The 22,793-nt window shown below is 66.2% G+C and carries 16 protein-coding genes; 8 read left to right on the top strand and 8 right to left on the bottom strand.

Annotated elements, in window-relative coordinates; translation table 11 throughout:
* Positions 1-5: 5 nt before the first annotated feature.
* The 3 genes from BN60_RS15800 to BN60_RS15790 all read right to left on the bottom strand — a co-directional run bounded on the left by BN60_RS15800 (position 6) and on the right by BN60_RS15790 (position 10,671).
* Positions 6-7,640 carry a hybrid non-ribosomal peptide synthetase/type I polyketide synthase gene (locus BN60_RS15800; RefSeq protein WP_020697066.1) on the bottom strand — a complete coding sequence of 2,545 codons (7,635 nt, stop codon included), beginning with the start codon at positions 7,638-7,640 and terminating at the stop codon, positions 6-8.
* A complete protein-coding gene (locus BN60_RS15795) occupies positions 7,637-9,538 on the bottom strand; it encodes a non-ribosomal peptide synthetase (protein ID WP_020697065.1) in 1,902 nt (633 codons plus the stop codon). The genes BN60_RS15800 and BN60_RS15795 overlap by 4 nt, the downstream gene beginning before the upstream one ends.
* A gap of 236 nt (positions 9,539-9,774) precedes the next feature.
* The gene (locus BN60_RS15790; protein ID WP_020697064.1) at positions 9,775-10,671 is read right to left on the bottom strand and encodes a DUF1194 domain-containing protein; all 897 of its coding nucleotides are present in this window, start codon (positions 10,669-10,671) and stop codon (positions 9,775-9,777) included.
* A 134-nt stretch (positions 10,672-10,805) separates the two neighbouring features.
* On the opposite strand from BN60_RS15790, the gene BN60_RS15785 reads away from it, so the two are divergent.
* The 5 genes from BN60_RS15785 to BN60_RS15765 are packed head-to-tail and all read left to right on the top strand — an operon-like array spanning position 10,806 to position 14,879.
* Entirely contained in the window at positions 10,806-12,014 is a 1,209-nt protein-coding gene (locus BN60_RS15785; protein WP_020697063.1) for an acyl-CoA dehydrogenase family protein, read from the top strand.
* Positions 12,011-13,015 carry a glutathione S-transferase N-terminal domain-containing protein gene (locus BN60_RS15780; RefSeq protein WP_020697062.1) on the top strand — a complete coding sequence of 335 codons (1,005 nt, stop codon included), beginning with the start codon at positions 12,011-12,013 and terminating at the stop codon, positions 13,013-13,015. Before BN60_RS15785 ends, BN60_RS15780 begins: the two co-directional genes overlap by 4 nt.
* A gap of 30 nt (positions 13,016-13,045) precedes the next feature.
* The gene (locus BN60_RS15775; protein WP_020697061.1) at positions 13,046-13,981 is read left to right on the top strand and encodes a DnaJ C-terminal domain-containing protein; all 936 of its coding nucleotides are present in this window, start codon (positions 13,046-13,048) and stop codon (positions 13,979-13,981) included.
* Positions 13,978-14,310 carry a chaperone modulator CbpM gene (locus BN60_RS15770; protein ID WP_020697060.1) on the top strand — a complete coding sequence of 111 codons (333 nt, stop codon included), beginning with the start codon at positions 13,978-13,980 and terminating at the stop codon, positions 14,308-14,310. The genes BN60_RS15775 and BN60_RS15770 overlap by 4 nt, the downstream gene beginning before the upstream one ends.
* Positions 14,307-14,879, top strand: a complete 573-nt coding sequence (locus BN60_RS15765) for an HD domain-containing protein (protein WP_020697059.1) — start codon at positions 14,307-14,309, stop codon at positions 14,877-14,879. The genes BN60_RS15770 and BN60_RS15765 overlap by 4 nt, the downstream gene beginning before the upstream one ends.
* Before the next feature lie 6 nt (positions 14,880-14,885).
* Here BN60_RS15765 and BN60_RS15760 read toward each other — a convergent pair whose 3' ends face one another.
* Both BN60_RS15760 and BN60_RS15755 read right to left on the bottom strand, forming a co-directional pair.
* On the bottom strand, positions 14,886-15,851 hold the full coding sequence (locus BN60_RS15760; protein WP_020697058.1) for a Bug family tripartite tricarboxylate transporter substrate binding protein: 966 nt from the start codon (positions 15,849-15,851) through the stop codon (positions 14,886-14,888).
* 65 nt (positions 15,852-15,916) lie between these two features.
* A complete protein-coding gene (locus tag BN60_RS15755) occupies positions 15,917-16,786 on the bottom strand; it encodes an MBL fold metallo-hydrolase (protein WP_020697057.1) in 870 nt (289 codons plus the stop codon).
* Between the two features lie 62 nt (positions 16,787-16,848).
* On the opposite strand from BN60_RS15755, the gene BN60_RS15750 reads away from it, so the two are divergent.
* From BN60_RS15750 to BN60_RS15740, 3 genes are read left to right on the top strand one after another with little or no spacing between them, the layout of a single operon-like run.
* The gene (locus BN60_RS15750) at positions 16,849-17,169 is read left to right on the top strand and encodes an ArsR/SmtB family transcription factor (RefSeq protein ID WP_020697056.1); all 321 of its coding nucleotides are present in this window, start codon (positions 16,849-16,851) and stop codon (positions 17,167-17,169) included.
* A 29-nt stretch (positions 17,170-17,198) separates the two neighbouring features.
* The gene (locus BN60_RS15745; protein ID WP_043285801.1) at positions 17,199-17,726 is read left to right on the top strand and encodes a rhodanese family protein; all 528 of its coding nucleotides are present in this window, start codon (positions 17,199-17,201) and stop codon (positions 17,724-17,726) included.
* Positions 17,726-18,511: a sulfite exporter TauE/SafE family protein gene (locus BN60_RS15740; RefSeq protein WP_020697054.1), complete on the top strand. Its 786-nt coding sequence runs from the start codon at positions 17,726-17,728 to the stop codon at positions 18,509-18,511. The genes BN60_RS15745 and BN60_RS15740 overlap by 1 nt, the downstream gene beginning before the upstream one ends.
* A gap of 29 nt (positions 18,512-18,540) precedes the next feature.
* On the opposite strand, the gene BN60_RS15735 is transcribed toward BN60_RS15740, so the two are convergent.
* The 3 genes from BN60_RS15735 to BN60_RS30425 are packed head-to-tail and all read right to left on the bottom strand — an operon-like array spanning position 18,541 to position 22,747.
* Positions 18,541-20,823 carry a xanthine dehydrogenase family protein molybdopterin-binding subunit gene (locus tag BN60_RS15735; RefSeq protein ID WP_020697053.1) on the bottom strand — a complete coding sequence of 761 codons (2,283 nt, stop codon included), beginning with the start codon at positions 20,821-20,823 and terminating at the stop codon, positions 18,541-18,543.
* Entirely contained in the window at positions 20,820-21,704 is an 885-nt protein-coding gene (locus BN60_RS30430) for an NAD-dependent epimerase/dehydratase family protein (RefSeq protein WP_020697052.1), read from the bottom strand. The genes BN60_RS15735 and BN60_RS30430 overlap by 4 nt, the downstream gene beginning before the upstream one ends.
* A complete protein-coding gene (locus tag BN60_RS30425; RefSeq protein WP_020697051.1) occupies positions 21,704-22,747 on the bottom strand; it encodes a threonine aldolase family protein in 1,044 nt (347 codons plus the stop codon). Before BN60_RS30425 ends, BN60_RS30430 begins: the two co-directional genes overlap by 1 nt.
* Positions 22,748-22,793 lie beyond the last annotated feature (46 nt).

Below are 22,793 nucleotides of genomic sequence, written 5' to 3'. Positions count from 1 at the left end.
GTTCGTCACGATCCGAGGGTACGCCGTCGCGCGCCGTGCCGGAAGTCGGCAAGTGACGGAGTACGCCGCACCGGGGGCTCCTGCGCGGTTACTGGAGTGCCTTCCAGCGACGCCGCCAGCGAGGCCACTGTCGGGTTCTTCATGAGGTCACGGGCGTTGATGGCGATGCCGGCCTGGTCGAGCCGTGCAGCGATGCGGAAGACCTGCAGGGAGTCGGCGCCCAAAGCGAACAGCGGATCGTTCACGCCGACGTGCGGCAGGCCGATAACATCGGCCCATACGGCGGCGATGCGTGTTTCGAGCGGCGTGCGCGGCTTGACCGAGGTGGGCTCGGCCGCCGCCGGGGTAGGTGGTGCGAGCGCCTTGCGGTCGACCTTGCCATTGGGCGTGACCGGCATGGTCTCGAGGCCAACCCATCGAGCCGGGACCATGTAGTCGGGCAGCCGTTCCTTGAGGAAGCTTGCGAGGCCGGCGGGTTTCGGCACGCCGACGACATAGGCCACCAGCATGGGGTCGGAGCCGGCGTCGTCGCGTAGCAACACTACGCAATCTCGGACGCCGGGGGCTAGACGCAGCGTGCTCTCGATTTCCTGGAGTTCGATGCGAAAGCCGCGCAGCTTCACCTGATGGTCGACGCGGCCGTAGAGCTCGAATTCACCCGAGGGCAGCAACCGCGCAAGGTCGCCGGTTCGATACAGCCGTTGCGGGGGGCGGCCTGCCAGAGAGATCGTGCGGAACGCCGCCGCCGTGAGGGCGCTGTTGTCGAAGTAGCCCTTGGCAAGTCCGTCGCCGCCGATGAAGAGATTGCCAACAGCGCCCAACGGAACGATCCGGTCGTGATCGTCGAGCACGTAGAGCTGCATGTTGGACAGCGGTTTGCCGATCGTGACCCCGTTCTTTCCCGGGTGCATCTCGATGCCAGACGCATAGATGGTGGCCTCGGTTGGCCCGTACAGGTTCCACAGCCGTCCCCCGCCTGCGAGAAGCCGGTCGACCGTGTCGCGCGAGATCGCCTCGCCGGCCGTGATCATGCGAAGTCCCGGCCAGGACGCGAAGCCCGCTTCGAGCAGCATGCGCCACAAGGTAGGTGTGGCCTGCATCAGCGTGGCGCCGGCCTTCTTCGCGAGCGCGATCAGTTCGATGCCGGTTTTGACTTCGTCCGTTTCGCTCATCACCACGCGCCCGCCGGTGACCAGCGGTGCATAGAGCTCGGTGGCCGCCACATCGAAAGTGACCGCACTGGAGGCGATCGTTACGTCGGTGGCCTTGACGTCCAGGCGGCGCACGACGTCGCTGATCAGGTTGGTCAGCGCGCGATGACCAACTTCGACCCCTTTGGGCGTGCCGGTCGAACCGGAGGTGAAGAGGACGTAAGCCGACGCGTCGGCCGCCACCTTCGGCAAGGTCTGATTCTGGAGCCGCCCTTCGAGGTTGATCCGGTCGAGCCGCAAGGGGAAGGCGTGGGGGGCGATGGCACTGGCCCGGTCGTCGAGGCAGATGATGCCGTCGATCTGCGCGGTAATGGCGATCTGCCTCAGCCGTTCCAGCGGCTGGTCGATGTCGAGCGGAACGTAGGCATGGCCCGACTTCATGACGGCGAGCAGGGCGATCAACAGGGCGCGCGACCTGTCGACGGCGACGGCAATGCGGCCGCCGCGCGTCGACATGATGCCGAGGATCTCTTGCGCCAGGCGCGTCGATCGCTGGTCGAGCTCGGCATAGGTCAACGAGCCTATGCGGTCGATGCAGGCGACGGCATCCGGGTTCCGGGTAACGTGCGCCGCAAACAGATCCTGAATGCAGGATGCAGCAGGATACTCGGCAGCGCTGTCGTTGACTGCGTCGAGGACGAAGCGCTCCTGCTCGCTCGACAGAAGCGGCAGGGCGGCCAACGGGGTCGCCGGTGCCGCCACGACGCCTTCGAGCAGGCAGCGATAGTGCGTCATCCAGCGCGCGATGGTGGCCTCGTCGAACAGGCTGCTGTTGTAGTCGCAATCGATGCGCAGGCCGGCGGCGGATTCGATCACATTGACGAACAGGTCGAAATTGACGGCAGCCTTGGCATTGGGGGTGACCTCGACTTCGAGGCCGCCGAAATCGAGCTTGTCGGCGATACGCTCCAGATTGAACTGAAACTCGGTCAACGGCATCCGATTGGCGACGCGCTGCAGCGGCAGGGCGCGCACCAGCGTGCCGTACGTGCAGCGCGCATGGTCGAAGCCGTCGAGCAGCCGCGGGGCGGTCGCTTCCACCTGGGAGGCAAAGGGCGCGTCCCAGGCCAGAGGGGCCCGCAAGGGCAGCATCTGCACGCAATGGCCGACCAGCTCGGGCATGTCGTCGACCGACTGGCCGGCGACCGGCACGCCCATCACGATGTCGGATGCGCCGGACAGCCGGCCCAGGACAGTCTGCAGGGAGGTGAACAGGACCGAGAAGAGGGTTGTGCCGCTCGCGGCGCCCATCTTCTTCAACGCATTGCAAAGGCCGGCGTCGAAGGTGGTGGCGTAAGTCGCGCCGGCGTAGCTGCGCTGCGCCTGTCGCGGACGGTCCGTCGGCAGGTCGGGCAGCGGCGGCGGCTCGGCGAAGACTTCCGTCCAGTAGCGAAGGTCGTCGGCGCGTGCCGCCTTGGTTCGGGCCTGGTCGAGCGCATAGTCGGAGAAGAGTGGTGCAGGGGCCAGATCGCTCGGCTGGCCGGTGCGCGCAGCTCGATAGAGCGTCGCGAGATCGTTCAACAAAATGTTGATCGACCAGCCATCGCAGACGATGTGGTGAGCCGTCAGGACCAGTACGTGACGGTCCTTCGCCAGCCGCACCATCGCGGCGCGGACCAGAGGGCCGTTCCAGAGGTCGAAGGCCGTGCGAGCATCCGCGTTGGTGAGCGTGGCCAGTGTAGCTGCCGGGTCGGCTTCGCGGGAAATGTCCTTCGGCGTCAGATCGAGCTGCAAGGTCGGCGCGAAGTGCATCCTCTCGCCGGAACGGTCGACTCGGCCACGCAACGCTTGATGGCGGGCAACCACGCCGTTGACGGCGGCCGTGAGAGCGGTGGCGTCGAGTTCGCCCTGAAACGCGATGCTGACCGATTCGTTGAAGGCGCAGGAGGCGTCGTCACCGACCTGTGCCGCGGCCAGGATCTCGAGCTGCGGCTCCGTCAGCGGCGCCGACTCCCCGACGACGGTCGCTGCTACGCCCGGCGAGCGTGATTCGCTCAGGATGCCGCCTTCCTCCAGCGCGTCGAGCGTTGACCTGAAGGCCTCCCGGATTGCGGCGATATCGGCATCGGAATGGGCGGTCGTCAGGAAGCACGGATAGCCTTCCTGGACGTGAACACCGAGCTGGCGCATCTGCGGCCAGAACAGCGAGGCGAGCGCGCCCTCTGCGGCAAAGCTCACATAGAACCAGCTCGAATAGGTTTCGAGGCGCGTCTTCAACCCGCGCCGCTCGAGTTCACCGTTGAGCTGCCCGACAAGAGTGCCCATGCGCTCGGCGAGCCGCTCTTGCAAACCAGGACCTTGCTCCTTCAGGTGCAGCAGCACGGCCTTGGTGGCGGCGAGTGCCAGCGGGTGGCGCACGAAGGTGCCGGCGAAGAAAGTCGGCGCGGTCTCGGGGATCGAATCGTCGCCGTAGCGCCACATGCCGCCGTCGAGCGCGTCCATGAAGCGCGCCTTGCCGGCCAGTATCCCGATCGGCATGCCGCCGCCCACGACCTTGCCGTAGGTCGCCATGTCGGCGCGGATGCCGAACACGGCCTGCATGCCGGCGGGGTGGACACGAAAGCCGGTGACGATCTCGTCGAACACGAGTGCCGTGCCGCTCGCCTCGGTGAGCGCGCGCAGCTTCTGCAGGAAGGCCTGCGGCCTGAGGTCGGGATGCCGGCTCTGCACCGGCTCGACCATCACGGCGGCGATCTCCTCGCCGTTGGCCTCGATCCACTCGAGGCTCGCGGGATCGCCGTAGGGCAGCACCGTCATGTTGGCGGCGGACTCCGGCGGGATGCCGGGCGCGACCGGCACGGCGGCCCGGGTCGCGCCGCCGCCGGCCTTCACCAGCACCTCGTCGAACTGCCCGTGATAGTCGTTGGCGAATACGACGACCCGCTCGCGCCCCGTAACGGCTCGTGCGACGCGCATCGCCGCCATCACCGCTTCCGAGCCGGTGTTGCAGAAGGTCACGCGCTCGTCGCCCGTCATCTCCGCGACGAGCGACGCCACTTCGCCGGCGAGCGGGCTCTGGGGGCCTATCGGAAAGCCATCCTTGAGCTGCGCTTCGACCGCCTTCGTCACGAAATCCGGCGAATGGCCGAACAGGGTCTGGCCGTAGCCGTTCACCAGGTCGATATAGTCGTTGCCGTCGATGTCGCGGATGCGGGAGCCCTTGGCGGACGCGGCAATCACCGGATAGGTGAGTTCCTTCCATTCCTGCCGGAAGCCTGCGGCGGTGCGCGGATCGGCCAGTACGGCGCGGTCATGCTGCGTCCTGGCCTTGGACAGCGGCGTGCGTTCGTTGGTCTTGCGGACGAGCGTTTCGACGTAGTCGCGCTGTGTGTTGGTCAGGGCGCTCGACGCCTTGGCGGCGGAAGGCCGGTAGAGGCGCACGCGCGCTTCGGCTTCGCCCTGAGGGGGCGGCGCAACGAGGCGGGGAGGAGGGGCGACGGGCTTCGGCGCGGACGGCTTCTGCTGTCCGGCCGGCAGCGTCGCATCCAGATGCGCGGCGAGCAGCGCGGCCGACGGCATGTCCCTCAGGAGCTGCCGGAACGTGATCCGCGTCTTGAATTTCTTCTCGACCGCGCGCGCCACCTGTCCCAGCAGCAGGGAATCGAAGCCGAGCTCGACGAACCGCTCGTTCGGATCGATGCCGGAGACACCGGAGAGATGCTCCAGAATGCCGACAATCTCGCCCTGTAGGGCATCGGCGCGTGCGGCCGGAATAGTGTCGGCCACGGGAGCGAGGGTCGCCGCCGGAGAAGGCGCGGAAACTGCTTTCGCGACGGGCGGCGCGGAGGCGGCGACCGGGCGGGCCGTGCGTTCGATCCAGTGGCGCGAGCGCTGGAAGCGATAGGTCGGCAGGGAGATGCGTCGACCCTGCGGCGCCCCAACGGCCGTCCAATCGAGGGTGAAACCCGCGCTCCAAAGTGCTGCCAGAGCGCCGTCGAGATCTTCGTTCTCAGGATCGGGAAGGCTCGCCACGACGCCGCGCAGCTTGCGGCGGTCGACGATCTGCGCCGCCAGCGCCGAGAGATTGCGGCCGGGGCCGACTTCGAGCAGGAAGGGCTCGCCTTCGGCCGCCACCGTTGCCAGTGCTTCGGCAAAGCGCACGGGTTCGCGGCCGTGACGCGCCCAATATTTCGGGTCGCACGCTTGTGCGGCATCGATCCACTTGCCGGTGACGCTCGACACGAAGGCGCGCTGGGGCGCCAGCAGCGTCGTGTCCGCAGCCGCGCGCTCGATGTCTCCGAGGACAGGGTCGAGAACACGAGAATGGAAGGCGTGCGAGACGGCGAGCGCCCGGGTCATCACACCCTGCGCGTCGAGCCGCGCGCTGAGAGCGTCGATATCCGGCTGCGGACCCGAAACGACACAGAGCGACGGTGCGTTGATCGCGGCGATGTCGAGCGCGTCGCCCAGCTCGGCCTTCAACGCGGCCTCGGGCAAACGCACGGCCAGCATGGCGCCGGGCGGCATGGCCTGCATGATGCGCGCGCGCGTGGCGACCAGCCGGCAGCCTTCGTCGAACGAGAACACACCGCCGAGGCACGCGGCGACGAATTCGCCGACACTGTGCCCCACCATGGCATCGGGCTCGAAGCCCCAGGACATATAGAGCCGCGCCAGCGCATATTCGAAGATGAAGAGGGCAGGCTGCGCGAACAGCGTGGCGTCGCCGTTTGCCGCCTTCGGATCGAGGAGCTGCGCTTTCAGTTCCGGTCCGACGATCGGCGAGGCGATGGCGATGCCTTGATCCACCAGCTCGCGGAACAGTGCGTGATCGCGATGAAGATCGCGCGCCATGCCGGCGGTTTGCGCACCCTGGCCCGGGAACATGAAGATCAGCGGTGCGCGGCCTGTCGCCTTGATCGCGGACGGCGGCGTCCGCAACGCCTTGACGACGTCCTCGCGCGAACGGGCGGCGACGGCGATGCGGCAGTCGAAGGCACGCCGGCCGGCTTGCAGGGTGTGGGCGACGTCCTCGAGGGCGATTTCGGGAGTGGCCGCCAGATGATCGGCGAGGGCGGTCGCGGCCTCGGCGAGGGCTGCATCGTTTCGTGCGGAAAGCGGTAGCAGATGGCGGCGATGCCGGGGGCCGACATGGCGCTTGGCGGGCAGGAGCGGCGCTTCTTCCAGAACGACGTGTACGTTGGTGCCACCGACGCCGAACGCGCTGACGCCGGCCCGCCGCGGCGCGCTACCCGGCGCCCAGCCCGTCAGCGACGTCGGGAAATAGAAGGGGCTGCCGGCCAGATCGATGTGCCGATTCGGCTGCGTGAAGTTGGTCAGCGGCGGGATCTCGCGGTGCTGCAGCGCCATCACCGCCTTGATCAGGCCCGTCACGCCGGCCGCGGCGTCGAGATGGCCAATGTTGGCCTTGACCGAACCCAGGGCGCAGGAAGGCTTGTCGACCACGTGCACGCCGAAGCCGCGCATCAGTCCGTCGAACTCGATCGGGTCGCCCAGCGGCGTTGCCGTCCCATGGCATTCGACATAGCCGATCGTTTCCGGTCCGATGCCGGCCATGGCGATGGCCGATGCGATGACTTCGGACTGGCCGCGAACGCTCGGTGCGGTGAAGCCGACCTTGTCGCTGCCGTCGTTGTTGACGGCGCTACCACGGATCACAGCGTAGATGTGATCGCCGTCGTCGATCGCGTCGGCCAGGCGCTTCAGCAGCACGATGGCGGCGCCGTCGCCGAAGATCGTGCCGGCGGCATTGACGTCGAACGGCCGGCACACGCCGTCCGGCGAGACCATGCCGCCCTCCTGGTGCATGTAGCCGCGCTTCTGCGGGAAGGTGATCGAGACGCCGCCGGCCAGCGCCATGTCCGACTGGTAAAGCAGCAAGCTCTGGCAGGCCTGCGCGATCGCAAGCAGCGAGGTCGAGCAGGCGCTCTGCACGGTCATGGCCGGCCCGCGCAGGTTCAGCTTGTAGGCGATGCGTGTTGCCAGCGTATCCGAAAGCGCGCCGAGCAGCGCGTCGTAGGAGCCGACCTGATAGTCGCTGGCGAAGTCGTCGGCAGTCAGCCGCTCGGCCAGAACGTTGGTCAGCAGGTAGGTGTTCATGCTCGATCCGGCGAATACGCCGATCGAACCGGAATATGTTGCAGGATCGTAGCCGGCGTCCTCGAGGGCCGTCCAAGCGCATTCCAGCATCAGCCGGTGCTGGGGGTCGGTGAGCGCAGCCTCGCGTGGCAGCATGCCGAAGAACTCGGCATCGAACTTGTCGGCGTCTTTCAGAATCGGACGCGCGCGCACGAAGTTTGGATTGTGGCGAATGTCGGCGCTGAACGAATCTTCCAGCTCGGCATCGGAAAAACGCGTAACCGAGGTTACGCCTGCGCGTATGTTGCGCCAGAACTGGGCGACGTCGTTGGCGCCGGGAAACCGGCCCGCCAGTCCAATGACGGCAACGGCATTTTCCGGGATGTTCATCGCACCAGCCGAGTGCGTTGCATCCTCCTGAGCGCGGCTGCCTGCTGCTGGCTGCGAAGCTGTACGGCGGCCTGGGGCGAAGCCCCGCGACCGTCGATGGCCCGTGCCAGTTCGCGGATGGTGGAATGACGGAAAAGCGCGACCACGCTGGTGCCCGGCCAGGTGCGCGCGATGGCAGCGTGCGCCTCGACCAGCTTGAGCGAAGTCGCTCCGAGGTCAAAGAAGTTGGCGTCCAATCCAATCTCCCTCACGCCCAGTACGCGCGAGAAAATGCCGGTCAGCGTGCGCTGGGTCTCGTCGCCCCCGAACAGCGCCGTCGTTTCGGGAAGCGGACGCGGTGCAGGCAGGCGATCATAGTCGATCTTGCCACTGGCCTTCAGCGGAAACTCATCCAGAACGACGATACGCGACGGCTGCATGTGCGGCGGGAGGGCGCGCAGTAGGCCCATGCGCGCATCCGAGGCAAGCATCGTGCGGTTGTCGGACTCGGCCGCCGGCTTGACATAGGCTGTCAGAACGGGGCCGCCGGCGCTGGGCCTGGTTGCCGTCACCACAGCGTCGGCGATCCCGTTGCAGCGGCGGAGGGTCTCCTCGATTTCACCCGGCTCGATGCGCTTGCCGTCGATCTTCACCTGACGGTCCCGGCGGCCCAGGAAATCGAGCGCTCCATCGGCCCGCCGGCGCGCGAGGTCGCCGGTGCGATAGAGCATGGCTTCAGGGTGGAGGGGGTCGGCCGTGAAGGCATCCGAGGACTGATGCGCGCCGCCGAGATAGCCCGACGCGAGACCGAGGCCGCCGGCATAGAGCATGCCGATCTCGCCATCCGGTACGGGCCGCATCTCGTCGTCGAGCAGGCGCACGTAGGTGCCGTTGATGGGGGTGCCGATGGGGACCGGCCCTCCGCCCCAGCCACCGGCAGGAACGCGGTAGCAGCAGGTAAACGTCGTGTTCTCGGTCGGCCCGTAGCCATTGATGATCTGGCAGTCCGGAAGGGCCGCCTGCGCCCGCAGCACGCAAGACGGCGAGAGGGTGTCGCCACCGGCCAGAATCTGGCGCAGGCCGCGCAGAGAATCGAGCTGATGCTCGACGAGCAGATGGAACAGGCCGGCCGTGAACCAGGCCGTGGTAACGCGATGCCGGCGGATCGTGTCGGCGAGCCGCTGCAACGAGACACGATCGTCGTCGACGATGACGCCCAGGGCGCCATGCAGGAGCGTGCCCCAGATCTCGAAAGTGCTGGCGTCGAAAAACAGAGGGGCCGCGTGCAGAAGGACTTCGTCGGCCGCAAACCGCGCGTAGGTCTGGTCGGTGACCAATCGCACTACGGCACGATGGGGAATCCGCACACCTTTGGGCCGGCCTGTCGACCCTGAAGTGTACATTACATAGGCAATGTCGTCGGGGTGGCAGACATGCTCCAGGGCGGAATCGTCCTCGACTTCGCTGGCCGAGAGCGCCTCCTCGAGGTCGAGCGTCGGGAGGGGGAGGTCGTGCGGGGTGCCGGCGGCAGCGAGGACAATCCTGGCTCCGCAGTCCCGCAACAGCCAAGCCTGATAGTCTGCCGGTGCAGCCGGGTCGAGCGGCGCGTAGGCAGCGCCCAGCTTCAGGGTGGCCAATATGGCGATCAGCGAGTTGATGGAACGACCGGCGTGCAGGGCAACCAGATCGCCCGCAATGACGCCTTGGGCTCGCAGATGGCGCGCAAGACGGTTCGACCGCCGATCGAGTTCGGCATATGTCAGGGCCTCAGCCCGTTGCAGGACGGCGACCGACGCCGCCGCAGCCTTGACGGTTGCGGCAAAGCGGTCGGTGATCGTGCTACCCGTAGTCCCAAAGTCGAAGGTATCTTCGCCGCAACGCTCGACAGACAGCGCTACGCCGGGTGCCAACCCAGCCATCTGTACCCTTCCCACACTTTAAGGCCGCGGTTGCCGCATCGGTTCCCCAACCGATGCGAACGGCCATCCCAAGAGTGACATATACTAACAATACGTGTGTCGTCAATTACTTCATTTCAAATGCGATAAAGGCAGAAATGCCTTATTCTCATGGTGATTAACGCTCGATTGTCTGCCGCACGATATTGGCGCTATTGACGCATCTTTATTCACCGGCAACTCAGGGAATGCGTGCGTCAGTCTGGCGTTACGCCGAAACGGCGTTGCCAGAAATCGCGGCTACGGCGCTCTCCGACGTCGCAGCCGAGCTCGTATTCCGGCTGCACGAAGCGGGTGTAGTCTTCGTCGTTACGCGGCGGCCGGCGGCTGCTTTGGGCAAGCTGCACACCGTGGCGTTCAACGCCCAGATCCCCAATGTCGAAGTCGTTCAGTGGGCCGATATCGGCGACCTCCTGAAGAAGCTTCTTGCGGATGGCCCTGGGGAAATCCTCGAAGCTCCGCGCGACCTCCACGAAGGAGCGGGGCCCGCCCGTGACGCAATGGAGGTAATACTTGTCGAGATCGTCCTCGGCCGGAAATCCGAATGGATTGGGCCGGCCGTTCATGATCGGCAGTCCGTTGATGACGATCCGTTCCTTCAGGGCATCGTGGCGCAGGTCGGTGACGAGGCCCCCGTCGTTGTTCGAGCCATCGCCCGAGATGTCGAGCACCTTGCGTTCCGGCTCGTAGGGAAGGCGGCCATACATCGGAACGGCATAGCGTATGGCGCCGCTGATCGAGGTGCGGCGGGCGATCGAGATGGGCGCGTCGCTGAGACGGCGGGCGAAAGCGTCGATGGCGGCTTCGGAATCGAGCAGCGTCCAGTCGATCAGGAGCTTCTGCACCCAGGCGTCGGACCATTCGAAATAGGCGATGGCGATACGACCGTGATTGCCGCCCAAGATGGCCTTGACGATGACCGGATCGCGAAACGCCTCGACATAGCCCTGGCGCTGCAGCCGGGCCTCGTCGGGGTCGATGCTGCCCGAAATGTCGATCGCCAGAACCAGCGCCAGATCGACTTCCTTCTTGTCCTGCGCCGCCGCGGGGATGGCAGCCAGCAGAAGGGCAAGCAAACCGAGAAGCCGATACATGGCGATCTCCGCGTTGGTCTACGCAGGGCGAGGCAAAAAGCATACCGCCCGTCGGAAGCATCTGTCAGCCATGCACTGGACGGCAATGGTGGGGGATCGCTAGCCTTCGAGAAAGACGGAATGGAGAAACGCCAATGGATCTAGCTCTGAGTGCAGAGGACCAGTCCTTTCGCGATGAGGTGCGGGGCTTTCTCGACGAGCATCTGACCGAAGACCTGCGCGAGGCCGGCCGCAAGACGGGCGGGGTCTTTGCCGATTTCGAAGCGGGGCGACGCTGGCACAGGGTCCTTGCCAAGAAGGGCTGGTCGGCCGCCAACTGGCCCAAGGAATATGGTGGCACCGGCTGGAATGCTACCCAGCGCTACATCTTCTCCCGAGAGTGCACAGCGGCTGACGCGCCGCGAATCTTCTCGATGGGGCTGCGCATGGTCGGCCCCGTCATCATGAAGTTCGGCACGCCGGAGCAGAAGGCCAAGTACCTGCCGCGCATCGTGGCGGGCGATATCGTCTTCTGCCAGGGCTATTCCGAGCCGGGGTCGGGCTCCGACCTCGCGAGCCTCAAGACCCGCGCCGTGCAGGACGGCGACGACTACGTGATCAACGGCACCAAGATCTGGACGACCGGAGCCCATGTCGCCGATCACATGTTCTGTCTCGTGCGCACTTCGACCGAGGGCAAGCCACAGGACGGCATCTCCTTCGTGCTGATCGACTCGATGAAGACTCCCGGGCTTTCCGTGGCGCCGATCCTGACCCTGGCGGGCGACCACGAGGTCAACCAGGTCTTTTTCGACAATGTCCGCACCCCTGTCGCCAATCGCATCGGCCCGGAAAATGCCGGCTGGACGGTGGCCAAGTATTTGCTCGAATTCGAGCGCGGCGGCGAAGCCTACACCCCGAACCTCTACGCCCGCATCGAGGATGTGCGGCGCATCGCCAAGGAAGAGGCGGCCGACGGTTCGGGGCGGCTGATCGAGGAGCGCGGCTTCGCCGAGCGCCTGGCCGAAACCGAAATGGAGATCCAGGCGCTGGAGATGATCGAGATGCAGGTCCTCTCGGATCTCAGCAAGGGCCGCAATCCCGGCGCGATCTCCTCCGCCATGAAGATCAGAGGCAGCGAGACCCTGCAGCGGCTGGATCACCTCGGTGTCGAGGCGCTGGCCTGGTACGCCGCCCCCTTCGAGCCGGAGGCCCGCCTGCTCGGCCACAACGAGCCGACGGTGACGCCGGAGGCGGGGCTGACGGCCATGCCGCTCTATCTCAACAACCGCGCATCGACGATCTACGCGGGCTCCAACGAGATCCAGCGCAACATCATCGCCAAGGCGGTGCTCGGCCTATGAGCGGCGGCGTCTATACGCTGCATGGCTTCGATCCGTCGCCCTACTCGGTGAAAATGCGGGCGCTGATGCGTTACCGCCGCCTGCCCTTCATATGGGACGCGGTGGGATCGCCGCGCGACGTTGCAGTCGCTGCGGGTCTGCCGCCGGTGATCCCGGTGCTGCGCTTTCCCGACGGGCGCCTGATGAACGACTCGACGCCGCTCGCCTATGCCCTGGAGCGCGAGCATCCCGGCGCCCGCTCGGTCGTTCCCGACGACCCCGGCCTCGCCTTCGTCAGCGACCTGCTCGAGGATTTCGGCGACGAGTGGCTCACCAAGATCATGTTCCATTACCGCTGGTACTATGCGGCGGACCGGGCTTTCGCCCAGACCTGGGTGGTGAGTTCGCGCGATCCGGTGATGGCAGAGGACGAGCGGCGTGCAGCCATGACCGCGTTCAACGACCGTCAGGTCGGGCGCATGGCGCTGGTCGGCTGCACCGAGCAGAACCGGCCGGTGATCGAGGAAAGCTACCGCTTCGTGCTCGAGACGCTCGACAGCCATGTCCGCACCCTGCCGTTCCTGCTGGGCTCGCGCCCGTCGCTCGGCGACTTCGGCATCTATGGCCAGCTTCAGATCCTCTCGGTCGACCCGACGCCGGCCGCCGAGATGCGCGACCGGGCCGCCGACGTGTTCTGCTGGCTGATGCGGCTCGACGACGCCTCCGGCATCGAGGGGGCGTGGATCGACGCCGATGCGCCGTTGCCTCACGGCGTGACGAGCCTGCTGCGCCACGCGGCGGCGACGTACCTGCCGTTTCTCGCAGCCAATGCGCAGGCCCTTCAGGAGGGGCGGGAGTCGTTGGAGGTGGAGCTGCTCGGGCACCCCTATGCCCAAGCGCCGTTTCGCTACCAGGGCAAATGCTATGACGCCATATGTAAGAAATTTGCCGCCTTGCCGGAGGCCGCGCGTCGCCGGCTGGAGCCGGTGCTCGAGGAGACAGGTTGCCGGCCGTACTTGTAAGCAACGAATTCACACCACATCTGTAGGGACATGACCGACCCGTATTCCGTCCTGGGCGTGCCGAGGACCGCCTCGGAGGACGATATCCGCAAGGCGTTTCGCCAGCTCGCCAAGAAGCACCATCCCGACCTCAACCCCGGCGACAAGGCAGCCGAGGCAAAGTTCAAGGAGATCAGCCAGGCCAACGACCTGCTGTCCGATCCCGAGAAACGCCGCCGCTTCGATGCCGGCGAAATCGATGCCACGGGGCAGGAGGTGCCGCCGCGCGGCTTCTATCGCGATCAGGCGGGGGGCTTTGGCGGCAAGTACGAGCGCGCCGGCGCCCACGACTCCTTCGTCGACATGGGGGGGATCTTCTCGGAGATGTTCGGCGAGCGTCGCGGTTTCGGGGCCGGCGGGCACGGTGCCGGAGGATTCGACATGAGCGGCATGCCGGTGACCTACAGTCTGCGCGTGCCGTTTCTCGTCGCCGCACGGGGCGGCAAGCAGCGGGTCGATCTACCCGACGGCAAGACCCTCGATATCGACATTCCCGAAGGAATGAGCGACGGCCAGACCCTTCGGCTGAAGGGGCAGGGTATGCCCGGCAGCCAGGGCCGGCCTGCCGGCGACGCCTATGTCGAGATTCGTGTCGAGCCGCATGCCTTCTTCCAGACACGCGACAACGATATCCATGTCGATCTGCCGGTGACACTTACCGAAGCGGCCCTGGGTGGTAAGGTGCGGGTACCGACCGTAGGCGGTCCGGTGATGCTGAACGTGCCGGCGGGCTCCAACACCGGCACGTCGCTGCGTCTCAAGGGCCGCGGTCTGCTCGATCGCCGATCCGGCCAGCGCGGCGACCAGTATGTGAAGCTCAAGGTCGTGTTGCCCGAACAGCCGGATGAGAAGCTGAAGGAGTTTCTCGGCGGCTGGGAGGCGGGGCGTAGCTACGATCCGCGAAAGGAGATGGAGCAGTTCACATGACGACCCTCGACGAACTGCTGCGCCAGCACCGTCGGCTCACAACCCTCCATGTCGAGCGCTGGGTAGCGCGCGGCCTGCTGCGTCCAACCGGCAGCGTGGAGGCCTGGAGCTTCGAGCAGATCGATGTAGCGCGCGCATGTCTGCTGGCCGAACTCGTCGACGAGATGGGCTTTGACGATGAGTCCGTGGAGACCATCGTCGACTTGGTCGATCAGGTGAACACGCTGCGCCGCCAGCTCGACCTGCTGGGTCATGCGATCGCCGAGCAGCCGGCGGCGACACGCGAGGCCATCGCACAGGCGCTGGTGCGGCTGACGGCGAGGGCATGAAACCTGCGGATATTCGGAAGCGCCTCGATTTCATTCGGGAAGCCGAACGGCTGAAGGACGTCCTCCGGAATTCGTACACCTCCAAGGCGCGGCGCGAGAGCACCGCCGAGCATACGTGGCGCCTCTGCCTCTTGGCGATGGTGTTTCAGGACGAGCTTGGCGATCTCGATTTTCTGAAGCTGCTCAAGATCTGCATCCTCCACGATCTTGGCGAGGCGATAAACGGCGACATTCCTGCGACCGCGCAAGCTGGGCAGACGGGCAAGGCCAGCCGCGAGCGCGCCGATCTCCTGCAGTTGATGTCGCCCTTGCCGCCCGAGACTAGCGCCGAATTCCTGGCCCTATGGGACGAGTACGAGAATGCCTCGTCGCCGGAAGGGCGGGCTGCCAAGGCCTTGGACAAGATCGAAACCCTCATCCAGCACAATCAGGGGCGCAACGCCCCCGACTTCGACTACGCGTTCAACCTCGCCTACGGCCGAAAATACACCGACAGTCGCGACCTGTTCAGGCAGATACGCGCTGCCGTCGATGAAGAGACCAGGAAGAAGATGGTGCCCAAAGCCTAGGCTGGTTCACTCCGGCTGGACGCCGGCGCGCTTCACGGCGTCGCCCCAGGCGGCGCAGCCGGTCTTCATGATCTCTGTCATCTCCGCCGGAGTCGTGCCGGTGGCGATCAGGCCCATGTCCAGAAGCTTCTCCTTGCCTTCCGGCGTCTGCACCACCTTGCGCAGTTCCGCGCTCACCCTCTCGACGATTTCCTTGGGCGTGCCGGCCGGCGCCATGATGCCGTTCCAGCCGACCAGATTCATCTTGTAGCCGAGTTCTTCGAACGTGGGCACGTTGGGCAGGCGCGGCCAGCGCGTCGTGGAGGTGACGGCGAGCGGTGTCAGCTTGCCGCCGGAAATCGCCGGACCGCTGGCGGCGAGGTCCTGGATGGTCACCGGGATGTGGCCTGCCACTGCGTCCTGGATGGCCGGACCGGCACCCTTGTAGGGCACGTGCGTCATGTCGAGCTTCTCGGCCTGGTTCAGCATCTCGCCCCAGATATGCGACGAGGAACCTGTGCCGAACGACGCGTAGTTGACCTTGCCCTTGTTCTGGTTGGCCCAGGCAACGAACTCCTTCACCGACTTCAGTCCCAGCGACGGGGTGGTCACCATCGCGAGCGGCGCCAGCCCGTGCTGCGTCACCGGCACGAAATCCTTGAAGCCGTCATAGGGCAGCTTCTTGTAGACGTACGGGTTGATGCACATCATCGACGAGTTCACGTAGACGAAGGTGTAGCCGTCGGGCGGCGCATTCTTGACGATCTCGGCCCCGACCATGCCTTGCGCGCCGGCCTTGTTCTCCACGATCACCTGCTGGCCGAGCGCCGCCGTGAGCTTCTCGGCGAAGTACCGCGAGACGACATCGGTCTGGCCGCCGGGGGGATAAGGCGCCACGAGCTTGATCGGCTTGTTGGGCCAGGCCTGCGCGAACGCCTGGGTCGACATCAATAGCAAAGCGGCGGCCAGCGTGGCCTTGATCGTCTTGTTCATGCTTCCTCCGTCTTGCCGGCATGCTAGCCGAGGCGGATCGAAGCGGCCAATCGCGGCAGCTATTTTCACCCCGCCAGGCGGACGGGGATGCGCAGGTAGCTGACGCCGTTCGGATCCGCCGGCGGCAGATGGCCGGCGCGGATGTTCACCTGCACCGACGGCAGCAGCAGGACCGGCGCCGACAGGCCCGCGTCGCGCTTGCGGCGCAGGGCCACGAACGCCGCCTCGTCGACGCCGTCATGGACGTGGACGTTGCGGGCGCGCTGCTCGGCCACAGTCGTCTCCCAGGCGAAGCTGTCGCGGCCGGGTGCCTTGTAGTCATGGCACATGAAAAGGCGCGTGTCGGGCGGGAGCGACAGCAAGCGGCGGATCGAGCGGTAGAGCGTGGCCGCGTCGCCGCCAGGGAAGTCGGCGCGGGCGGTGCCGTAGTCGGGCATGAAGATCGTATCGCCTACGAACACGGCGTTGCCGACGCGATAGGCGACATCCGCCGGCGTGTGCCCCGGCAGATGCATGACTTCGATCTCCAGGTTGCCCAGCGGCAGGCGTTCGCCGTCGCCGAGCAGGCGGTCGAACTCGCGACCGTCCCCGCTCACGTCGAGCGCATTGAACACGGGCTTGAAGATCTTCTGGACGTCGCGGATGTGCTCGCCAACCGCGACGGTCGCGCCGGTCCTGGCCTTGAGATGGGGCGCGGCGCTCAGGTGATCGGCATGGGCGTGCGTCTCGAGAATCCAATCGACCTGCACGCCGCGCTCGGCGGCCTTTGCCAGCACGCGATCGGCCGACGCGGTGGAGGCTACGCCGGACTTATGGTCGTAGTCGAGCACGGGGTCGATGATCGCAGCGCGAAGAGTGGCGGGATCACTCACGAGATAGGTGATGGTGAATGTCGGCTCGTCGAAGAAGGCGTCGATGGTGGGATTGCTGGGCATGATTTCCTCGATCTGGTGACTTGACATATATATTAGAAATAACTAATTTAGCAACACCTAATATGAAGAATATAGCCACCCGTATCGATCCTCGCGCCCTGGAGGCTAAAGCCGGCCAGGTCGCCGAACTGCTGGGCGCGCTCGCCAACGACCGCCGCCTGCTCATCCTCTGCAAGCTCGTGGAGGTCGGAGAGGCCACGGTCGGTTCGCTGGCCGCGGATGTCGGCCTGTCGCAGTCTGCGCTCTCGCAGCATCTCGCGCGCATGCGCGACGAAGGCATCGTCACCTTCCGCCGCGAAGCACAGACGCTCTGGTACCGCATCGGCGATCACCGGATCGAAACCCTGCTGGCGACCCTGCACCGTCTCTATTGCGCGGACTGATCCGCGAATTGCCGAAGAAAGGAAAGACCATGTCTCTTCAAGTCATTGATGCAACCCGAGCCAAGCGGCTCATCGACGAGGGCGCTATCCTCGTCGACATTCGTGAAGCCGATGAGCATGCGCGCGAGCGTGTGCCCGGCGCACGCCATCAGGCGATGTCCAAGTTGGCGAAGGTCGATACGGGCGGCGCCAAGACCGTCATCTTCCATTGCAAGTCCGGTGCGCGCACGGCGGCCAACGCGCCGCGTCTCGCTGCGGCTGCAGGCTGCGAGGCCTATATTCTCGAAGGCGGCATTGACGCCTGGAAGAAGGCGGGTCTGCCGGTTCTGACCGACAGACGCCAACCCCTCGAAATGATGCGCCAGGTCCAGATTGCCGCCGGTAGCCTGGTGTTGCTGGGCGTCGCGCTGAGCATCTGGGTTGCGCCGGCCTTTCTCGGACTGTCGGCCTTCGTCGGCGCCGGGTTGGTGTTTGCCGGTGTAAGCGGCTGGTGCGGCATGGCTAGGCTTCTGGCCGTGATGCCCTGGAACCGCGCGGCGAGGGCGGCGCTGGCCTGATGCTGTCGTCTGCCCTTGCCCTCGCCTCCGGCAGCGCGATCGGCCTCACTCTGGGCTTGATCGGTGGCGGAGGCTCGATTCTGGCGGTGCCGCTGCTCGTCTATGCGGTCGGCGTGCCGTCCGCCCACGTGGCGATCGGCACGGCTGCGTTCGCCGTGGCCGTCAACGCCGCTGCCAGTCTCGGCATCCATGCGCGACGTACGGCGATCCGCTGGCCCTGCGCGCTGGTCTTCAGCGCCGCGGGCGTGGGTGGTGCTTTTGCCGGTGCGGCGCTTGGCAAGGCCGTAGACGGCGAGAAGCTGCTGGCATTGTTCGGCCTCGTCATGATCGTGGTCGGCGCGTTGATGCTGCGGCCCAGGCCCAAGGGTGGATCGCAATCGGCGTGGCTGACGCGCGCCAACGCCGCCCGCCTGCTGCCGCGGCTGATCGGGCTTGGCGCGGCAGTCGGCATGCTCTCGGGTTTCTTCGGGATCGGCGGCGGCTTCTTGATCGTGCCGGGGCTGATCCTGGCGACCGACATGGAACTGCAGGATGCCACCAGCTCCTCGCTGGTCGCCGTCACGGCCTTCGGCATCGCCTCGGCCTCGAGCTATGCCTGGTCGGGGCTCGTCGACTGGCAAGTGGCGGCGCTGCTCGTAGCGGGCGGCATCCTGGGTGCCTTCGCCGGCACCAAGGCGAACACTCTCCTGGCCCGCCGGAAAGGCGCCCTGACGCAGGTGTTTGCCTGGTTCGTGATCGTGGCCGGGCTCTATGTCGGTGGTAAGGGCCTGCTGGCGGTAGTCTAGGCGCCGCTCTGTCGGCGCCGACTGCGGCCTTACCGTTGCAGCGCCTTCCAGACCTTGTGCGGCGTCAGCGGCATGTCGAGATGGCGAATGCCGAGCGGGCGCAGGGCGTCGAGCACGGCATTCGCCACTACCGCGGGAGCACCGTTTGTCGGCAACTCGCCCACGCCTTTGAGACCCATGAAGTTGTTGGGCGAGGTGGTGGCGATTGTCTCGACTCCGAACATCGGTACGTCTTCCGCGCGCGGCAGGGCATAGTCCATCAGCGTGCCGGTCAGCAGCTGGCCGGTTTCCTCGTCGTAAATCGCCTCTTCCATCAGGGCGTTGCCCAGCCCGTGCACGATGCCGCCATGGATCTGGCCGGCGAGCAGGCGAGGGTTCACCACCGTACCGCAATCGGCGACGGCGAGCAGACGGTCTATGCGCGTCGCGCCGGTCTCGAGGTCGACCTCGACTTCGCAGACCATGACGCCGGTGGGAAACGATTCGATCTTGTCGGCGAACAGCGCATCGCCGTCGAACGGCTTCCAGGCCGCCAGCTCGAAGAGACCGATGCGCCGATCCGTGCCCACGATCTCGAAGGCGCCGTCGCGATAGGCGATGTCGGCAACCGCCGTCTCCAGCCGCTCGGCGGCGAGGTCGCGGCCGCGCTGGATCACGACGTCGGCGGCACGCCGCAAGGTCGTGCCACTGATGATGGTGGACGAGGAGCCGCCCGTGCCGCCGCCGCGGGGGATCGAGCGGGTGTCGCCCTGGCGGATTTCGACGCGTTCGACGGGCACGCCGAGAGCACCGGCGAGGATCTGCGCGAACACCGTCTCGTGCCCCTGGCCCTGGCTCTGCGTGCCGACGCGGGCAATCAGCCGGTCGGGCTCGACCTGAACCACGACATGCTCGTCGGCAATGCCGCCGGTGCCATGCAGGTGACAGGAGAAGCCGAGGCCGCGCCGCTTGCCGGCCGCTTCACTCGCCGTGCGGCGTGCCGCAAAACCCGGCTCGTCCGCCGCTGAGAGGGCGGTATCGAACAGACGCAGGCAATCGGCCGCGTCGTAGGTATAGCCGCTGGCGGCCGCATAAGGCATCTCGTCGAGCCGCAGCAGGTTGAGACGACGGAGCGCTGCCGGCGTGCGGCCGGTCTCGTGCGCAGCCAGGTCGACGAGACGTTCCAGCAGGAACAACGCCTCGGGCTTGCCGGCGCCACGGATGGCGTCGACCGGCACGGTGTTGGTGAAGGCGCAATCGAAGTCGATGCGGATTGCGGGAATGCGGTAGAGGCCGGAGATGACCTTGGCGAGGCCTGTGGTCGGAATGCTCGGCGCGAACATCGAGACGTAAGCACCGTAGTTGGCCTGAGCCTTCACCCGAACGCCGAGGAAGCGGCCCTCCTGATCGAGCGCGAGTTCGGCCGTCGCCACGAGATCGCGGGCGTGGCTGTCTGCCAGCGCGAGTTCGCCGCGCTCGCAGGTCCAGCGCAGGCCGCGGCGCAGCTTGCGTGTTGCCCAGGCGATCAAAGTCGACTCGGCGTAGATCGGATACTTTGGACCAAAGCCGCCGCCGACATCCTCAGTGACCAGTCGCAGCTTGTCCTTGGCGACGTTGAGCACGCGCTCGCACATCAGCCGGTGCGGGATCTGCACGCCTTGCGAGGAGAAGGTGACCGTGACGAGATCGTCTGGCGCGGCGTAGGACGACCAGGCGGCCCGCGTTTCCATATAATGGACGATCTGGCGTGGCGAGCAGATGGAGAGCGTCGAGACATGAGCCGCACGTGCGAAGGCGGCATCGGTCGCCGCGGCGTCGCCCTTGCCCCATCGACACATGAGATTTCCCGGCACATCGTCGTGCACCAGCGCCGCCCCCTCGGCGAGCGCCTGTGCTGCCGTCACGATGGCCGGCAGTTCCTCGTAATCGATGGCGAGTGCTTCGGCGGCGTCGCGTGCCTGGTCGATCGTGGAGGCGACGACCATGGCCACGATGTCGCCGACATGGCGTACCTTGCCGACCGGCATGGGAAGATGTGTCGGCTCGCGGTGGCGGTTGCCGGCTTGGTCCTTGATCTCGCTGATGGCAGGCAGATGGCCGACGCCATCGGCAACGAGATCGTCGGCCGTGTAGATCGCCACGGTACCGGGCGAGGAGAGGGCCGCCGTCTTGTCGATCCCGGCAATGCGGGCATGGGCGTGCGGCGAGCGCACGAACAACACCGCCAGCGCGTCGGCAGGCGCCGTATTGTCGGCATAGCGCCCGCGGCCGGTCAGGAATCGCTGATCCTCGCGGCGGGTGATCGGCTGGCCGAGAAGGGAAGGGGCATTCATGCGCAAAGCTCCATGACGTCGCGCGTGGGATCGAGATGTATAGGCGCCCAGCCGAGTTCCTTCCGGGCCTTGGCGCCACTCAGCCGCTGGTCGCAGGCATAGCCCCGCGCCCATTCACCAAGTTCTTGGGCTACAGCATCTTCCGAAACGATATCGATGACTGGAGCGGCAACGCCCACGCGGCGCGCGACCGCTCGGGCAATCTCGCCGACGGGAACGCCTTCCGTGGCAACCCCGAGATAGGTCGATTGCGGCGCGGCGCGCTCGAGCGCAAGGGCATAGAGGTCGGCGAGATCGTCGCAATGGACGAGTGGCCAACGCACAGCCTCACTGCCGACCACGCGAATCGCTCGGCGTTCGCGGACATCTTGCTCGAAGCGTCGGAACACGCCGCCGTCGCCGCCATGGACCATCGCCGGATGGATGACGATGCCGTCGATGCTTGTGCTCTCAAGAACATGCTGCAGGTGAGGCATCATCCAGGCAAAAGCAGGCAGAGGTGACAAAGCGCTGACCTCGGTCGCCAGGTTGTTGCCCACCGGCCCGAATAGCCAGCATCCGCCCGTGTAGATGAAGCGCACTTTTCGAGAGCTGGCAGCGAGCCACGGCAGCAAGCCGTCGAGCAGGCGCCGTTCCGTCTCGCCCATTGCGCTGTCGAAGTCGCAGGCCATCTGGATCACGCCATCGACGTCCGGCAGGTCCGGCAACCAACGCTCAGGCGTACCGATGTCGCCGCGGATGACGGCGGCGCCAAGCCGCGCGATCTTTTCGGCGGAGGCCTCGGATCGCGCCAGCGCCACGACCTCGTGCCCGCGGGCAATGAGGGCGTGGAGCACGGCGCGGCCGATCGTTCCCGTTGCTCCGAGAAGAAGGACGCGCACTAAGCGGCCAGGGCGTCGCCGATCACCTTGAGGGCGTCGTCGATGTCGGCGCGATTGACGTCGAGGTGGGTGACGGCACGGATGCGGGTAGCGGTGTTGGCGCCGATCCCGACGCCGCGCTCCTTGCAGGCGTCGACCAGCTTCGCCGCCGTCCAGCCGGGCTTGGTTACCTCGAAGAAGACGAGGTTGGTCTCCATGCGCGGCACGTCGATCTCCAGCCCCTTGATGTTGGCGATGCCCTCGGAAAGGTACCGCGCATTGTCGTGGTCCTCGGCGAGGCGATCCCAGTTGTGATCGAGCGCATAGAGCGCCGCCGCCGCGATCACGCCGGACTGGCGCATCGAGCCGCCCATCATCTGCTTGTGACGCCACGACTCCTTGATGAAGTCCCTGGAGCCGGCGAGGGTGGCGCCTACCGGCGCACCCAGGCCCTTGGTGTAGTCGAGCCAGAGCGAGTCGACACAAGCGGCATAGTCCTGGGCCTTGGTGCCCGACTTCACGCATGCATTCGCCAGGCGCGCGCCATCCATGTGAAGGCTAAGGCCCGCGTCGCGCGCCACCTTGGTCACGCCCTGCATGGTCGCGAGCGGCCATACCGTGCCGAACCCGCCGTTCGAGGTGTTCTCGATCGACACCAGACGCTGGCGCGCAACGTAGCGGCTGTTGGGATCGCGCAACGCGGCTTTCACCTGCTCGCCGGTGAACACGCCCTTTGGACCGTCGAGCGGGCGGATCATCACGCTGGCATTGGCAGCCGGACCGCCGCCCTCGGACGTAATGATGTGCGCGGTCTTGTCGGTGATCACCTCGTCGCCGGGGCGACAGTGGACTCGGATGGCGATCTGGTTCGCCATGGTGCCGCTCGGCAGGAAAACCGCATCCTCCTTGCCGAGCAGTTCGCAGATGCGCTCGCGCAAACGGTTGACGGTGGGATCTTCCATCTTCTGTTCGTCGCCGACCTCGGCGTCGGCCATCGCCTTTCGCATGCCGGCCGATGGCTTGGTCTTCGTGTCACTGTAAAGGTCGATGAAACGGTTTTGCATGGCGCGTTCAAATCTCCTGCGTCACCATAGCGGCATTCGACGGACG

The sequence above is a fragment of the Reyranella massiliensis 521 genome, assembly GCF_000312425.1.
Classification (GTDB): Bacteria; Pseudomonadota; Alphaproteobacteria; order Reyranellales; family Reyranellaceae; genus Reyranella; species Reyranella massiliensis.
Note: the sequence above shows the minus strand (reverse complement) of the source record. Positions and strands in the feature narration are given on the sequence as shown.

Coding starts and splice junctions, on each gene's coding strand:
- BN60_RS15800 (WP_020697066.1), bottom strand. CDS start 7,640: ATGAACATCCCGGAAAATGCCGTTGCCGTCATTGGACTGGCGGGCCGG.
- BN60_RS15795 (WP_020697065.1), bottom strand. CDS start 9,538: ATGGCTGGGTTGGCACCCGGCGTAGCGCTGTCTGTCGAGCGTTGCGGC.
- BN60_RS15790 (WP_020697064.1), bottom strand. CDS start 10,671: ATGTATCGGCTTCTCGGTTTGCTTGCCCTTCTGCTGGCTGCCATCCCC.
- BN60_RS15785 (WP_020697063.1), top strand. CDS start 10,806: ATGGATCTAGCTCTGAGTGCAGAGGACCAGTCCTTTCGCGATGAGGTG.
- BN60_RS15780 (WP_020697062.1), top strand. CDS start 12,011: ATGAGCGGCGGCGTCTATACGCTGCATGGCTTCGATCCGTCGCCCTAC.
- BN60_RS15775 (WP_020697061.1), top strand. CDS start 13,046: ATGACCGACCCGTATTCCGTCCTGGGCGTGCCGAGGACCGCCTCGGAG.
- BN60_RS15770 (WP_020697060.1), top strand. CDS start 13,978: ATGACGACCCTCGACGAACTGCTGCGCCAGCACCGTCGGCTCACAACC.
- BN60_RS15765 (WP_020697059.1), top strand. CDS start 14,307: ATGAAACCTGCGGATATTCGGAAGCGCCTCGATTTCATTCGGGAAGCC.
- BN60_RS15760 (WP_020697058.1), bottom strand. CDS start 15,851: ATGAACAAGACGATCAAGGCCACGCTGGCCGCCGCTTTGCTATTGATG.
- BN60_RS15755 (WP_020697057.1), bottom strand. CDS start 16,786: ATGCCCAGCAATCCCACCATCGACGCCTTCTTCGACGAGCCGACATTC.
- BN60_RS15750 (WP_020697056.1), top strand. CDS start 16,849: ATGAAGAATATAGCCACCCGTATCGATCCTCGCGCCCTGGAGGCTAAA.
- BN60_RS15745 (WP_043285801.1), top strand. CDS start 17,199: ATGTCTCTTCAAGTCATTGATGCAACCCGAGCCAAGCGGCTCATCGAC.
- BN60_RS15740 (WP_020697054.1), top strand. CDS start 17,726: ATGCTGTCGTCTGCCCTTGCCCTCGCCTCCGGCAGCGCGATCGGCCTC.
- BN60_RS15735 (WP_020697053.1), bottom strand. CDS start 20,823: ATGAATGCCCCTTCCCTTCTCGGCCAGCCGATCACCCGCCGCGAGGAT.
- BN60_RS30425 (WP_020697051.1), bottom strand. CDS start 22,747: ATGCAAAACCGTTTCATCGACCTTTACAGTGACACGAAGACCAAGCCA.